This is a genomic window from Streptomyces sp. NPDC002785, assembly GCF_040295565.1.
Taxonomy (GTDB): domain Bacteria; phylum Actinomycetota; class Actinomycetes; order Streptomycetales; family Streptomycetaceae; genus Streptomyces.
Genome location: NZ_JBEOVN010000085.1, coordinates 1 through 12,287, shown reverse-complemented (window position 1 = coordinate 12,287; position 12,287 = coordinate 1). Strand labels below are relative to the sequence as shown.

General features: G+C 69.8%; 12 protein-coding genes, 3 pseudogenes and 1 riboswitch. Of the genes and pseudogenes, 4 read left to right on the top strand and 11 right to left on the bottom strand.

Annotated elements, in window-relative coordinates; genetic code table 11:
- Positions 1-9: 9 nt before the first annotated feature.
- From ABTZ94_RS20515 to bioB, 4 genes are all read right to left on the bottom strand, one after another.
- On the bottom strand, positions 10-687 hold the full coding sequence (locus ABTZ94_RS20515) for a class I SAM-dependent methyltransferase (RefSeq protein ID WP_351202482.1): 678 nt from the start codon (positions 685-687) through the stop codon (positions 10-12).
- Positions 688-767: 80 nt separating this feature from the next.
- Positions 768-1,457, bottom strand: coding sequence for a dethiobiotin synthase (bioD, locus tag ABTZ94_RS20510; protein ID WP_351202481.1), 690 nt, complete (start codon positions 1,455-1,457; stop codon positions 768-770).
- A gap of 1 nt (position 1,458) precedes the next feature.
- The gene (locus tag ABTZ94_RS20505; RefSeq protein ID WP_351202480.1) at positions 1,459-2,763 is read right to left on the bottom strand and encodes an adenosylmethionine--8-amino-7-oxononanoate transaminase; all 1,305 of its coding nucleotides are present in this window, start codon (positions 2,761-2,763) and stop codon (positions 1,459-1,461) included.
- Entirely contained in the window at positions 2,756-3,922 is a 1,167-nt protein-coding gene (gene bioB, locus ABTZ94_RS20500; protein ID WP_351202479.1) for a biotin synthase BioB, read from the bottom strand. The genes ABTZ94_RS20505 and bioB overlap by 8 nt, the downstream gene beginning before the upstream one ends.
- Before the next feature lie 142 nt (positions 3,923-4,064).
- Here bioB and ABTZ94_RS20495 point away from each other — a divergent pair, with 142 nt between their 5' ends.
- The gene (locus tag ABTZ94_RS20495) at positions 4,065-5,207 is read left to right on the top strand and encodes an 8-amino-7-oxononanoate synthase (protein ID WP_351202478.1); all 1,143 of its coding nucleotides are present in this window, start codon (positions 4,065-4,067) and stop codon (positions 5,205-5,207) included.
- Here the strand turns inward: ABTZ94_RS20495 and ABTZ94_RS20490 are convergent.
- The 6 genes and pseudogenes from ABTZ94_RS20490 to ABTZ94_RS20465 all read right to left on the bottom strand — a co-directional run bounded on the left by ABTZ94_RS20490 (position 5,200) and on the right by ABTZ94_RS20465 (position 8,863).
- Positions 5,200-5,406 (bottom strand): DUF397 domain-containing protein, encoded by a 207-nt coding sequence (locus tag ABTZ94_RS20490; protein ID WP_351202477.1) that lies wholly within the window; start codon positions 5,404-5,406, stop codon positions 5,200-5,202. The two genes, ABTZ94_RS20495 and ABTZ94_RS20490, sit on opposite strands and share 8 nt — an antisense overlap.
- A 24-nt stretch (positions 5,407-5,430) precedes the next feature.
- Positions 5,431-6,291: a helix-turn-helix domain-containing protein gene (locus ABTZ94_RS20485; protein WP_351202476.1), complete on the bottom strand. Its 861-nt coding sequence runs from the start codon at positions 6,289-6,291 to the stop codon at positions 5,431-5,433.
- Between the two features lie 322 nt (positions 6,292-6,613).
- Positions 6,614-6,785, bottom strand: a pseudogene (locus ABTZ94_RS20480) (LysR family transcriptional regulator); the annotation flags it as partial.
- A 73-nt stretch (positions 6,786-6,858) separates the two neighbouring features.
- Positions 6,859-7,332 carry a C40 family peptidase gene (locus ABTZ94_RS20475; protein WP_351202475.1) on the bottom strand — a complete coding sequence of 158 codons (474 nt, stop codon included), beginning with the start codon at positions 7,330-7,332 and terminating at the stop codon, positions 6,859-6,861.
- Positions 7,333-7,335: 3 nt separating this feature from the next.
- Positions 7,336-7,508, bottom strand: a riboswitch (cyclic di-AMP (ydaO/yuaA leader).
- 403 nt (positions 7,509-7,911) lie between these two features.
- Positions 7,912-8,220 carry a hypothetical protein gene (locus ABTZ94_RS20470; RefSeq protein ID WP_351202474.1) on the bottom strand — a complete coding sequence of 103 codons (309 nt, stop codon included), beginning with the start codon at positions 8,218-8,220 and terminating at the stop codon, positions 7,912-7,914.
- A 7-nt stretch (positions 8,221-8,227) separates the two neighbouring features.
- The gene (locus ABTZ94_RS20465; RefSeq protein WP_351202498.1) at positions 8,228-8,863 is read right to left on the bottom strand and encodes an ATP-dependent Clp protease proteolytic subunit; all 636 of its coding nucleotides are present in this window, start codon (positions 8,861-8,863) and stop codon (positions 8,228-8,230) included.
- Between the two features lie 92 nt (positions 8,864-8,955).
- Between ABTZ94_RS20465 and ABTZ94_RS20460 the strand changes: the two genes are divergently transcribed.
- Entirely contained in the window at positions 8,956-9,240 is a 285-nt protein-coding gene (locus ABTZ94_RS20460; RefSeq protein WP_351202473.1) for a type II toxin-antitoxin system Phd/YefM family antitoxin, read from the top strand.
- A gap of 88 nt (positions 9,241-9,328) precedes the next feature.
- On the opposite strand, the pseudogene ABTZ94_RS20455 reads toward ABTZ94_RS20460, so the two are convergent.
- Positions 9,329-9,724, bottom strand: a pseudogene (locus ABTZ94_RS20455) (ABC transporter permease); the annotation flags it as partial.
- A gap of 33 nt (positions 9,725-9,757) precedes the next feature.
- On the opposite strand from ABTZ94_RS20455, the pseudogene ABTZ94_RS20450 reads away from it, so the two are divergent.
- Positions 9,758-10,486 (top strand): annotated as a pseudogene (locus ABTZ94_RS20450) (urease accessory protein UreD); the annotation flags it as partial.
- Between the two features lie 177 nt (positions 10,487-10,663).
- Entirely contained in the window at positions 10,664-12,241 is a 1,578-nt protein-coding gene (locus ABTZ94_RS20445) for an alpha/beta hydrolase (RefSeq protein ID WP_351202472.1), read from the top strand.
- The last annotated feature ends 46 nt before the right edge of the window (positions 12,242-12,287 follow it).

Below are 12,287 nucleotides of genomic sequence, written 5' to 3'. Positions count from 1 at the left end.
ACCAATGCGTCAGTCGACCACGGCCGGCCGCCGCGCCACGCCCAGCACACATGCGGATGTGGGCAGCCGGATTCCCCAGTCGGGCATCCTGACCCTGCGGTAGGTCTCCACCGTGAACCCGGCCCTTTCAATGGCGGCCAGGGTGTCGCGCGCCGTGTGGCACCCGCCCGTCACCAGCGGCCAGACCGTACGGTCCAGCGCCCGCTGGGCCGCTGCCATGGCCCGGTCATCGGCCCGCACATGCTCGAAGAAGCGCAGCTCGCCGCCGGGCCGCAGCACCCGTACGATCTCCGCGAGCGAACGTTCCACGTTCCGTACGGTGCACAGCACCAGCGATGTGACGGCCCCGTCGAACGCCTCGCTCTTCACCGGCAGCGCTTCCGCCGCGCCCGGCATCACATCCACCGGAATTCCGGCACGCAACGCCGACCGCACCGCCAGCTGCCGCAGGCTGCGCTCGGGTTCGACGGCCACCACCTCCGACACAGCGGGCGGGTAGTGCGCGAAGTTCAGGCCGTTGCCCGCACCTATCTCGATGACCCGGCCGGACATACCGGCCAGCAGCTCCGAGCGCACCGCGGCCAGCCCCGCCCCGGTCTCCGCGGCCACGCTCATCCGGGCGTAGAACCGGGCGAAGACGGGGTGGTGCACCGCATCCTCCGGGATTTTCGTGCTGCGCAGACGCATGACGGACCTCCTCGACACGGCGCTCGACCGGAAAGGTACGGCTACTTCGATTCTCCCCCCGTCCCGCGCGGCTCAGCCGCTCAATCGGCCGGCCGATTCCCGCCCAGTTGCGCCGCCAGCCAACTCCCGGCCCGTGCACGGAAGTCGGCGGGCGCCAGCGCCCCCGCACCGGCCGGCACGGCACCCAGCAGCGGGGCGCCCGCAGCCACCGGAAGATCCTCCAGATTGCAGCACGCCGCGAGGTCCGGCTCGGCGGGCATGCTGCCCACCACCACACCGAGGCATTCCAGCCCCCGGGCCCGCAGGGCCTCAGAGGTCAGCGCGGTGGTATTGAGCGTGCCCAGTCCGGCCGGCGCCACGACCAGGACCGGTGCGCCCAGCAGCCGTGCCGCGTCGGCCAGGGTCGCGCCTTCGTCGTCGAACCGTACGAGCAGTCCGCCCGCACCCTCGACCAGCACCAGATCGTGTCCGGTGGCCAGCTTCTCGGCCGCCTCGGCGATCTCGTACGGCCGTACCGGCGGGAGGCCGGCCCTGCGGGCGGCCGTGGCAGGTGCCAACGGCTCAGGGAACCGGGCCAGTTCGACCGCGGTCACATGACCGCCCGCCAACCGTGCGACCTCGGCGGCATCGCCGGGCTCGCCGGGAGCCAGCCCTGTCTGGGCGGGCTTGAGCACCGCGACGCTGCGATCCCGGTACGCCGCCGCTACAGCGGCGGTCACGATCGTCTTGCCGATCTCCGTGCCCGTACCCGTCACCACCAGAACCGTCATCTCAGCCCTCCCGCGCAGCCGCGCACACGGCGCGGCAGATCCGTGCCACATCCTCATCACCTGTCACATAGGGCGGCATCGTGTAGACGAGATCGCGGAACGGCCGCAGCCACACACCCTCCCGTACCGCCGCCCGGGTCGCGGTTTCCATGTCCACCTCGTGATCGAGCTGTACGACACCGATCGCGCCCAGCACCCGCACATCCCGAACCCCGGGCAGCTCCGCAGCCGGGGCGAGACCGTCCCGCAGCCCGTCGCCGATTCGCTCGACCTCCTTCTCCCAGTCCTGGCCGAGCAGCAGGTCGATGGAGGCGCATGCCACCGCGGAGGCGAGCGGATTGCCCATGAACGTAGGCCCGTGTGCCAGCACCGGCACGTCGCCGCGCGAGATGCCCTCCGCCACTCGTGAGGTGCACAGCGTCGCCGCCATCGTCAGATACCCGCCGGTCAGCGCCTTGCCCACGCACATGACGTCGGGCGATATCCCCGAATGCTCCGTGGCGAACAGCTTCCCCGTACGGCCGAAACCCGTGGCGATCTCGTCGAACACCAGCAGCACGTCATGCGCATCGCATGCCTCGCGCAGCACTCGCAGATAGGCGGAGGAGTGAAACCGCATCCCGCCTGCGCCCTGCACCACCGGTTCCACGATCACCGCGGCCAGCCGGTCGGCGTGCTCCGCGATCAGTTCCCACAGGTGTTGTACGTACGCGGCATCCGGCTCCGCGTCGAAGCCGGGCGGAGGCTCGGCGGCGAAGATCTGCCGGGGCAGTACGCCCGACCACAGCTCGTGCATGCCACCCTCGGGGTCGCACACCGACATCGGCTGCCAGGTGTCCCCGTGATAGCCGCCGCGCCAGGTCAGCAACCGCTGCTTGGCCGGCCGCCCGGCCGAGCGCCAGTACTGCAGACACATCTTCACCGCGACCTCGACCGACACCGACCCGGAGTCGGCGAGGAAGACATGCTGCAGCGGCTTCGGGGTGATCTCGACCAGCCGGGTGGCCAGCCGCACGGCGGGCTCGTGGGTGAGCCCGCCGAACATCACATGACTCATCCGGTCCAGCTGACCGCGTGCCGCCTCATTGAGCACCGGGTGGTTGTAGCCGTGCACCGCCGACCACCAGGACGACATGCCGTCGACCAGCTCGTGCTGCCCGTGGGCCGGTTCGGCGAGCCGGAGCCGTACCCCGGACGCGGACTCCACGACCAGCGGCTCCTGACGCCCCGGCATCGGACCGTACGGATGCCAGACGTGGGCCCGGTCCAGGGACCGCAGTTCGGCCGGGGAGAGGGCCTCAGGCATTGGGAGCGAGATCCGTACCCGGGCCGCGCCTGCGGACCGCCACCAGATCCGTGCGTGCAGCCGGGATCTCGCTGGACTCTGCAGCGGCTTCCGCGGACGCGCCACCACAGGGTGCGCACCCGCCGTCATGCGAACCGCAGCCGCCAGCCTCCTGCGCACGATGCGCAGGCAGCGTCGTCGTCCCCGCTCCTTCCACCTCGAAACCGGCGTCCGCGATCATGTCCAGATCCGCCTGCCCCGCCTGTCCCTCACTGGTGAGGTAGTCGCCCAGGAAGATCGAGTTGACCAGGTGCAGGGCGAGCGGCTGCATCGAACGCAGATGCACCTCGCGCCCGCCCGCGAGCCGCACCTCCACATCCGGGCAGACGAACCGGACCATCGCCAGAATGCGCAGACACCGCTGCGGGGTGAGGTTCCACTCCTTGGCCAGCGGGGTGCCCTCGAACGGGATCAGGAAGTTCACCGGCACCGAGTCCGGGTCCAGCTCGCGCAGCGAGAGGACGACATCGACCAGATCCGCGTCGCTCTCACCCATCCCGGCGATCAGCCCGGAGCACGCCGAAAGCCCGGCGGCCTGCGCCTGCTGCACGGTCTCCACCCGGTCCGCATAGGTGTGGGTGGTGGTGATGTCCCCGTACGTACCCTCGGATGTGTTGAGGTTGTGGTTGTACGCGTCGGCGCCCGCCGACCGCAGCCGGTCGGCCTGTCCGTCGGAGAGCAGACCGAGGCAGGCGCACACCTCGACGCCCTCGTGTCGCTCCTTGATCGCCTCGATGGTCTCCGACACCCGGTCGACATCCCTGTCCGTCGGACCGCGACCGCTCGCCACCAGACACACCCGCTTGGCGCCGCCCGCCACCCCGGCGGCGGCGGCGTTCGACGCCTCGTCCGGTTTCAGCCAGGTGTACTTGAGGATCTCGGCTTTCGATCCGAGCCGCTGCGAGCAGTACGAGCAGTCCTCGGGGCACAGCCCGGACTTGAGATTGACCAGATAGTTCAGCTTCACGCGCCGCCCGAACCACTGACGGCGCACCCTTCCGGCCGCGGCCACCACTTCGAGCAGATCGTCGTCCGAGGTCGCCAGTACGGCGAGTGCTTCTTCGCGGGTCGGCAGCTCGCGCCGCAGCCCCTTGTCCACCAGCGTGTTCAGGAGGTCCATGACGTTGATCCTGGCCTACGGCACGGCCCGCAGCCAAGGAGGAACCGGACAACAGAGCCGGTCAAGGGTGTGTGTATTGCCACATCATGACCTGCTGCGTACCCGGTTAGGCTCTGTAAGCTGCCTACAAAAGGGACCGCTCATGTCCTTCGCCCCGTTCGACTGGATCGACGACGAGGCGCGTCGCCGCGCGGACGCCGGACTCGTCCGCATGCTCCGCCCCAGGCCCGCCGAACCAGAACTTCTGGACCTTGCGAGCAACGACTATCTGGGCCTGACCCGGCACCCCGAGATCACCGCTGCCGCGGCCGAGGCCGCGCACCGATGGGGCGCGGGGGCGACCGGATCACGGCTCGTCACCGGCTCCACCGCACTGCACGCCGAACTCGAAAGCGAACTGGCCGATTTCTGCGGTTTCGAGGCGGCTCTGGTGCTGTCATCGGGCTACGCGGCCAATCTCGCCGCCCTCACCGCGCTCACCGGTCGCGGCTCGCTGATCGTTTCCGACGCGGGCAACCACGCCTCGATCGTGGACGGTTGCCGGCTTTCCCGGGCCGAGACCGCCGTCGTGCCGCATGCCGATCCCGATGCCGTACGCAAGGCGCTGCGGATGCACGAGGGACGCGCGCTGGCGGTCACCGACTCGGTCTTCTCGGTCGACGGCGATGCCGCGCCGCTGCCCGAACTGGCCGACGCCTGCCGGACGGAGGGCGCCGCACTGCTCGTCGACGACGCGCACGGCCTCGGTGTGCTGGGCGAAGGCGGCCGGGGTGCGCTCGCATGCGCCGGTCTCGCGGGCGGCGAGGCAATCGTCACCACGCTCACCCTGTCCAAGTCCCTGGGAAGCCAGGGCGGAGCGGTCCTCGGACCGGCCCGGGTCATCGAACACCTGGTCAACACGGCCCGTACATTCATCTTCGACACAGGCCTCGCACCGGCCGCGGCGGGCGCCGCTCTGGGAAGCCTGCGGCTGCTCCGTCGCGAGCCGGAACGCGCCGGCAGAGCCCGTGCGGTCGCCACCGCTCTGTACGAGCGGCTCACCGAGGCCGGCCTGACCGCCGTTCGCCCCGACGCGGCCGTGGTCTCGGTGCGGGCACCCTCGGCGGACGCGGCGGTGCGCTGGGCGGCCGACTGCCGCGCCGCGGGAATCGCGGTGGGATGCTTCCGGCCGCCGTCGGTGCCGGACGGCGTCTCCCGGCTGCGACTGACCGCGCGAGCCGACCTGACCCAGGACCAGATCGCCACCGCCGTGGCGATCGTGCGACGGACCGCTCCCGTCAGCTGACCGAACCCCGGTGCAGGCCGGAGACGAAAGATGTCCAGGCCGCCGCGGAGAACCGCAACGGTGGCCCGGACACATCCTTGGAGTCCCGTACGGCCAGCCGCCCGTCTCCGAACGGCGCGGCCTCCACACAGTTGTTCATACCCGTGCTGCGGGTGCTGCGCCGCCAGCGCAACTCGTACTGTGCGAGGCAATCCGACATGAGCCCTCCTCGGGCAGTCCGGGGTCACCGGCCGTCGCGGTCGATCGCGGCGATGAGGTCCAACGAGTGCTGCGGCGACAGCGCGTGCGCCTGCATGGTGCGGAAGGCCGAGCTGTACGCCTCAAGGTCTTCTTTCCGCTCCAGATAGAGACTACTCGTCAAATGGTCGAGAACTACCACGTCCAGATCAGAAGTGTTCGGAAATGAGAAGATAACGAAAGGGCCGGTGAGGCCGGCATGGCCGCCGACCGAGAACGGCAGCAACTGAAGTTCTACGTGGGGTAGTTGAGCCACGCGAGTCAGATGGCGCAGCTGGTTTCTCATCACCCGGCACCCGCCGACCTCACGCCGCAGCACCGCCTCGTCGAGCACCGCGCTCAGCCGCAGCGGCGGATCGGTCCGCAGTACCCCCTGCCGGGCGAGCCGCACCTCCACCAGCGAGTCCAGCTGGCCGGCGGGCAACCCGTCCAGCGATGCCCGGGTCACCGCACGTGCGTAGTCAGCCGTCTGCAGGAGCCCCGGCACCACCGAAGTCTCCAGGGTCCGCGCGGTCCGCGCCTGGGACTCCAGACTGATGAAGTCGCGGTACTGCGGCGGGATCAGACCGCGATAGGCATGCCACCACCCGGTACCGCCACCGCCCGCCGAACCCGCCAGCGCCGCCAGAAGCGTCCGCAGCTGCGTGTCGTCCACGCCGTACGTGTCCAGCAGCCGGGTCACATCGGCCGGCCGCACTCCACTGACACCGGCCTCGATCCGGCTCACCTTCGACTGGTGCCAGCCGAGCATCCGCGCGGCGTCCCGACTTGTCAGTCCGGACGCGTGGCGCAGGTTCCGGAGCTCCTCCCCGAGCTTGCGGCGCCTTACCGCAGGGCCGTGCTGCATCTGCGGCCTCCCTCCCTCTTCTGCCGAGCGGACAGTGTGACGCCCGCATACGGTCTTGCGTGGCAGGGTTCACCGCATTGAGCGACAGATATATGCATATCTTGGTGGATCGCCGTCGCAGGGGGCAGCGGCAGTGGCAACCTGGCGCGAAGCTCAACCGGGACCGGCCGCGCCCCACCGCCGGCGGCGGCAAGACGGTCTGGATCGCGCTCCCGTGGAGCATCCCCGTGCAGAGCTGACCGACCGTCCGATCCGCCGACTGCCGGTCTCCCGATCGCGTGATCAGTGCCTTCGCCGCCCGGCCGCTGCGCCGAGGCCGCCCGCCCGACCCACTGCGCAACAGCGCCTGGAGTGTTGCCGCCGCGGCGTTCTCCCGGTCGCCGCGGTGCACCATCGAGACCCCTCCGCCGGAACGAAGCGGGTTCCAGCCGCCGCACAGACAGTGGCGTCGACGACATCGAGGCAACCATCTCCGGTACGACCGCAGTAACGAGCGGTCAGCGGCGGAGACCGGGGCCTGTCCGGCGGATCACGGCCGGGGTCACGGTGTGATCCGCCGGACAGACATCAGCGAACCCGCCCGTAATAGACGCTCTTCGTCCAGATCTTCTCCAGCCGGACCACCGCGCCGGTCCTCGGCGAGTGCCAGATCCTGCCCTTACCGGCATAGATCCCCACGTGGTAGATGCTGCGTCCGTAATGGAAGAAGACCAGGTCGCCGCGTTGCCTGTGCGAGGCCCGGATATGGCGGGTCTTGTTGTACTGCTGCTGGGTCGTGCGCGGGAGCTTCTTGCCCGCCTTCTTGAACGAATAGACCGTCAGACCCGAGCAGTCGAAGCGGTTGGGGCCGGTGGCCCCCCACCCGTACGGCGATCCTTTCTTCGACGCGGCGATGTTGAGCACCTTCATCGAGAGAGTCGCTGCCTGGGCCCGGGGCGTGGCGCCCGGGGCGAGCATGGTGCCGCCGACGGCGGCCAGTGTCAGAACCGAGGCCGTGCCGGCCCGGGCGAGCAGAGACGGGACATGAACCTGCGCAGTCATGCGCAACCCTTCGTCAGCCGCCTGTGAAGGATGACCTGTCGGGTTCGGGCTGGCGAAGTTGCCCGGCCGCGCTGGGCGGCTTCACCCCGAGGACCGACCGGTGTTCCGGTCGACCCGTTGTGCTCGGGTCCTCCACTCCTGCCGATCCACTTCTGTCGACCAGGCATCCGGACGGCGGCAGGACTCGGCGTCCGCCCGGACCGCCCCGCCGCGGTGGCGGGGGCTTGTCGTCCCAGGGATCTTGACTCACCGACTGCCTGATTTCCGAAGGGAAACGGCGATATGTGAGGCTCCTCACGAGTGACCCGTTCGGGTGGGGCTGAAGATTTCGGAAACCGTACCGGTCGCTCGGACCGGTCTCGCACCAGGGGCGGAATGACAGATTCGGCTCACTGCCCCCACAGAGAAACGCAAGTTGAGGTGTCCCTCGCAAGGGGGAATGCCTACGCCGAACGAGCGAGGAATTCCGATGTGCCTGCCGGGCGTGTCGCGCGCAGGGGAGTTGAGCGAAGGTCGTCGGAGGTGAAGGCAGGGGGGAGTTGGCCGGACTCAGTCAGGGGCGGAGACGCAGTGGGCCGGTCAACTCGCCGGAGCGGGGGGCACGGTGACACGTCCGGCCCGCCGTTCCCCGTCCAGTACGCGCAACGCTCGCGCCAGGGTGGCGGCGTGGATCTGCGCTTCGCCGCGCTCATGCATCAACGCGAGTGCGTCCCGTAGCGCGCCCGCCCGTGAGGCCAGTGCCTGTGCGGCGCGCAGTGCGCCGTAGGTGTCGCTGCCGCGGGCCGGGTTGATCCGGCCCAGTTGGTCGAGGACTTCGAGGTAGCGGTCGATGAACTCCCCCTCGGCGCACGTCAGTGCGGGGAGGGGCGTCAACTCTGGTGGCTGCATCGGGCGTTCACCTCGCGCTGTGCGGCGGGAGTGACGACTTCCGGTTCTCCGTGATGTGGTCCACCAGACCGTACGCCTTGGCGCCCGCCGCGTCGAGAATGAGGTCGCGCTCGATGTCGGTGGCGATCTGCTCGGCGCTGTGGCCGGTGTGACGGGCCAACAGTGTGGTGAGCATCTCGCGGACCCGTTCCAATTCCTGCGCCTCGATCTCGAGATCGGACGGCTGGCCCTGAACCGGCTCGGTGAGCTCGGGCTGCTGTACGACGACCCTGGCGCCGGGCAGTGCGTGCCGCCGGCCGGGAGCGCCCGCGGCGAGCAGCGCGGACGCGCAAGAACCGGCCTGACCGAGGCAGTAGGTCTCCACCTCGCAGGTGAGGTACTGCATCGTGTCGTAGACCGCGGACATGGCTCCGAACGAGCCACCGGGGGAGTTGATGTAGAGCGAGATGGGCCGGTCCGGGGCGTCGTGCTCCAGGTACATGAACTGAGCGATCAGATCCGTGGCCGCGGTGTCGTCGACCGGGGTGCCGAGGAAGACGATCCGTTCGGCAAGCAGCTTGGAGTACGGATCGAGGGTGCGGGTCCCGTTGGTCGTGCGCTCGGTGAACTCGGGCAGCACGTAACGGGCGGTGGGGCGGAACAGCATGGCGATGCCTTTCCTCCGGGTCTGTACGGGGGTCTGCACAAGCTTCTGTAGAAAATGTACAGGACGTACAGAAGGTTATGATGGGGAGCATGGCCTACGAGATTCCGGTGACGCAAGCCCGAGCTGAGCTCGCCGAACTGATCAACCGCGTCGTCTACGGCGGCGAGCGAGTCGTCGTGACGCGGCACGGCAAGCCGCTCGTGGCGCTCGTTTCGGCCGCCGACCTGGAGCGACTCGAAAACGAAGAGGCGGCAGCCGAGGAGCAGGTGATCAGCTCGGTCTCCTCGATCGGCTCTTCCGTGTCCGCTCCCGGCGAACGGCGGCGCTTCGGCATCGCGGCGGAACACAGGGGGCACCACGAGCCGGGCAGCTGAGCGCCCCACTGACGTTCCGTGACGCGGAAATTCCGTGCACCTCCGCCCGTTGTGGCGGGGGCACACGGCATGCTTGATCGGAGGTCAACCCCACCAGGACCGGCTCCGGGGTGTTGGGAGCGGGCGCGATCGGAGGCTGGGTCCGGCGGCGGCCGCCGCCGGGCAATGCCGACAGCCCGAGCGTCGCCCACGGCGTGAGCGTGAGCAGCGCACCGCCTGCACCGCTGCCGTCGAAGAAGGCGACCGACCGCAGCAGTGAACCGCTCGCGCCCCGCGGCATCAGCTGTCCTGTCGTCCCGATCGGCCGGGGCAGCAGCCCGGGAGCGCTGGTGACGCCGGAGAACGTGTTTTTGAGCGGCGTCATCAGCAGGGCGCCGAGGCCGATGCCGGGCTGACCGATCAGCGCGGCGAGTCCCGCCGCTGTCGCGTCGTCGGCCAGGACGGTGAGTCCCCGCGTCCCGGCCTCGGCCCACCAGCCGCCGGTCCGGGTGCGGGGGCAGCTCGCCGCCTGGACCGCATGAGCGTCCAGGCCACCGCCCGGATCACCGCCGTCCTCGACAGCCGGGGCGTCGTCTCGCTCCCTGTGCTGGAGAGCGACGGACCGCTCGCCCTGCGCCGGACCCGGACCCCGAGCGACCCGCACGCCCGTGTCACCGTCGTCGGTGCCATGAGCGCACCACTCGGCAGCGACCGGCTCGCCATCGAGGCGCAGGTCGAGGAAGGCGCCCGGCTCATTGTTGACTCGGCGGCGGCGACCATCGCTCTGCCGGGGCCGGGAACGGCCACCGAACCCGCCACGTACGACATCGGGTTGACGTGGGGGAGCGGGCCGAACTCCGCCGGCTGCCGCAGCAGCTCGTCTCGGCGCACGGCGGGGTCCTGCGCATGGCCACGCGGGGCGAACTCGCCCCCACCGCACGGCTGGTGCTGGGCAAGGAGCAGATCCTCGGCCGCCACGGCGAGAGCACCGGCACCCTCACGAGTTGCACCATAGGCCGCCCGTTGATCGACCGGCAGCGGAGCGCCCCGAGGCTGGGACGGCGCGGCCGTCCTGGGCGACCACCGGGCCGTCGGTCAACTCCTTGTCATCGAACCACCGTTCGATGAAAAACGCCCCGAAGCGCGCCTGCTGGGGCCGACCGCCGTCCTCACACCGCTCGTCGGTCCGACTGTGCCGGCGACGGCGGTCGCCCCCGACGCACGCCTGCTGCGCAGCGTCCTGGACGACGCGCTGAACGACGTACTCGGCACCCCGGCAGGGGGAATTCCGGTCAGCGGGACACGGGTGTCCGGTTATCGATTCGGTAAAGAAGTGGGCGTACGGCCTGTTCTCAGGAACCTCACAGACGACAGGATCCGCGGGAGGTATCCGAAATGAACTGCGCCGCCACCGGCGGCGCTTTAGATATGGGGGAGGTTCCACTTGAGACGCACAGCAGTGCTCGGCTCGGCCGGCGCTCTGATCGCGGGCACGCTCATAGCGGGCGCGGTGACCGCACCTGCGGCCACTGCCGAAGGCCGTCACCACCACGGTTCCGAGGCTCGCGGCGTTCAGGTCGCCGCGGCACGGGCGGCCAGGTCCGGCATCGACTGGAAGGACTGTCCGGCCGACTGGGCCATAGCCAAGCCGATCCAGTGCGGCTGGGTGACCGTGCCGCTCGATTACGCCAGGCCCGACGGCAAGCAGATCAAGCTCGCCGTCGACCGGCACGTCAGCACTGGCACGAAGGACGAACGCCAGGGCGCCCTGCTCTACAACCCGGGCGGCCCCGGTGGTTCGGGGATGCGGTTCCCCACCCGGGTCACCAACAAGAGCCCGCTCTGGACGAATACGGCGAAGGCCTACGACTTCGTGGGCTTCGACCCCCGGGGCGTTGGCCACTCCGCGCCGATCTCCTGCATCGACCCCCAGGAGTACGTCAAGGCCCCGAAGGCCGACCCCGTACCCGACTCCGAGGCCGACAAGCGCACCCAGCGCAAGCTCGCGGCCGAGTACGCGGACGGCTGCGCCGAACGCAGCGGCGACATGCTGCCGCACATGACCACGCCGAACACCGCACGCGACCTGGATGTCATCCGCGCCGCCCTGGGTGAGAAGCAGCTCAACTTCCTGGGCGTCTCCTACGGCACCTATCTGGGCGCGGTCTACGGCACGCTCTTCCCGACCCATGTCCGCCGCATGGTCGTCGACAGCGTCGTCGACCCGGCGACGGACAACATCTGGTACCAGGCCAACCTCAACCAGGACATCGCCTTCCAGGGCCGCTGGGACGACTGGAAGGCGTGGGTCGCCAAGAACGACTCCGCCTTCCATATCGGCGACACCCCCGCGAAGGTCGAGCAGGCGTGGCTGAAGCTGCGCGCCACTGCCAAGAAGAACCCGATCGGTGGCGTCGTCGGCCCCGCCGAGCTCATCGGCTTCTTCCAGAGCGCGCCGTACTACGACTCCACCTGGGCGCTCATCGCCCGGACCTGGAGCGACTACCTGGGCGGCGACACCCAGGCCCTGGTCGACGCCGCGGGCCCGGACATGTCGGACATCGCGGGGAACATCTCCTCGGAGAACGGCAATGCCGTGTACACGGCAGTCGAGTGCGCGGATGCCAAGTGGCCCACCAGCTGGCGGAAGTGGGACCGCGACAACACCCGGCTGCACAAGGACTACCCGTTCATGACCTGGGCCAACGCCTGGATGAACCTGCCCTGTGCGACCTGGTCGGCCAAGCAGCAGACCCCGCTGGAAGTGAAGACCGGCAAGGGCCTGCCGCCGGTGCTGATCGTGCAGTCCACGCATGACGCCGCCACCCCGTACCAGGGCGCCGTCGAACTGCACAAGCGCTTCAAGGGCTCGCGCCTCATCACCGAGCGGGACGCCGGTTCGCACGGTGTCACCGGCCTGGTCAACCCCTGCATCAACGAGCGGGTGGACACCTACCTGCTCACCGGCAGGACCGACCGCAACGACGTGACGTGCGCCCCGCACGCCACCCCGAAGCCGTAGCGGTCACCCCTCACAGGCATGGGCGGCCGGCGGTCTCGGACCACCG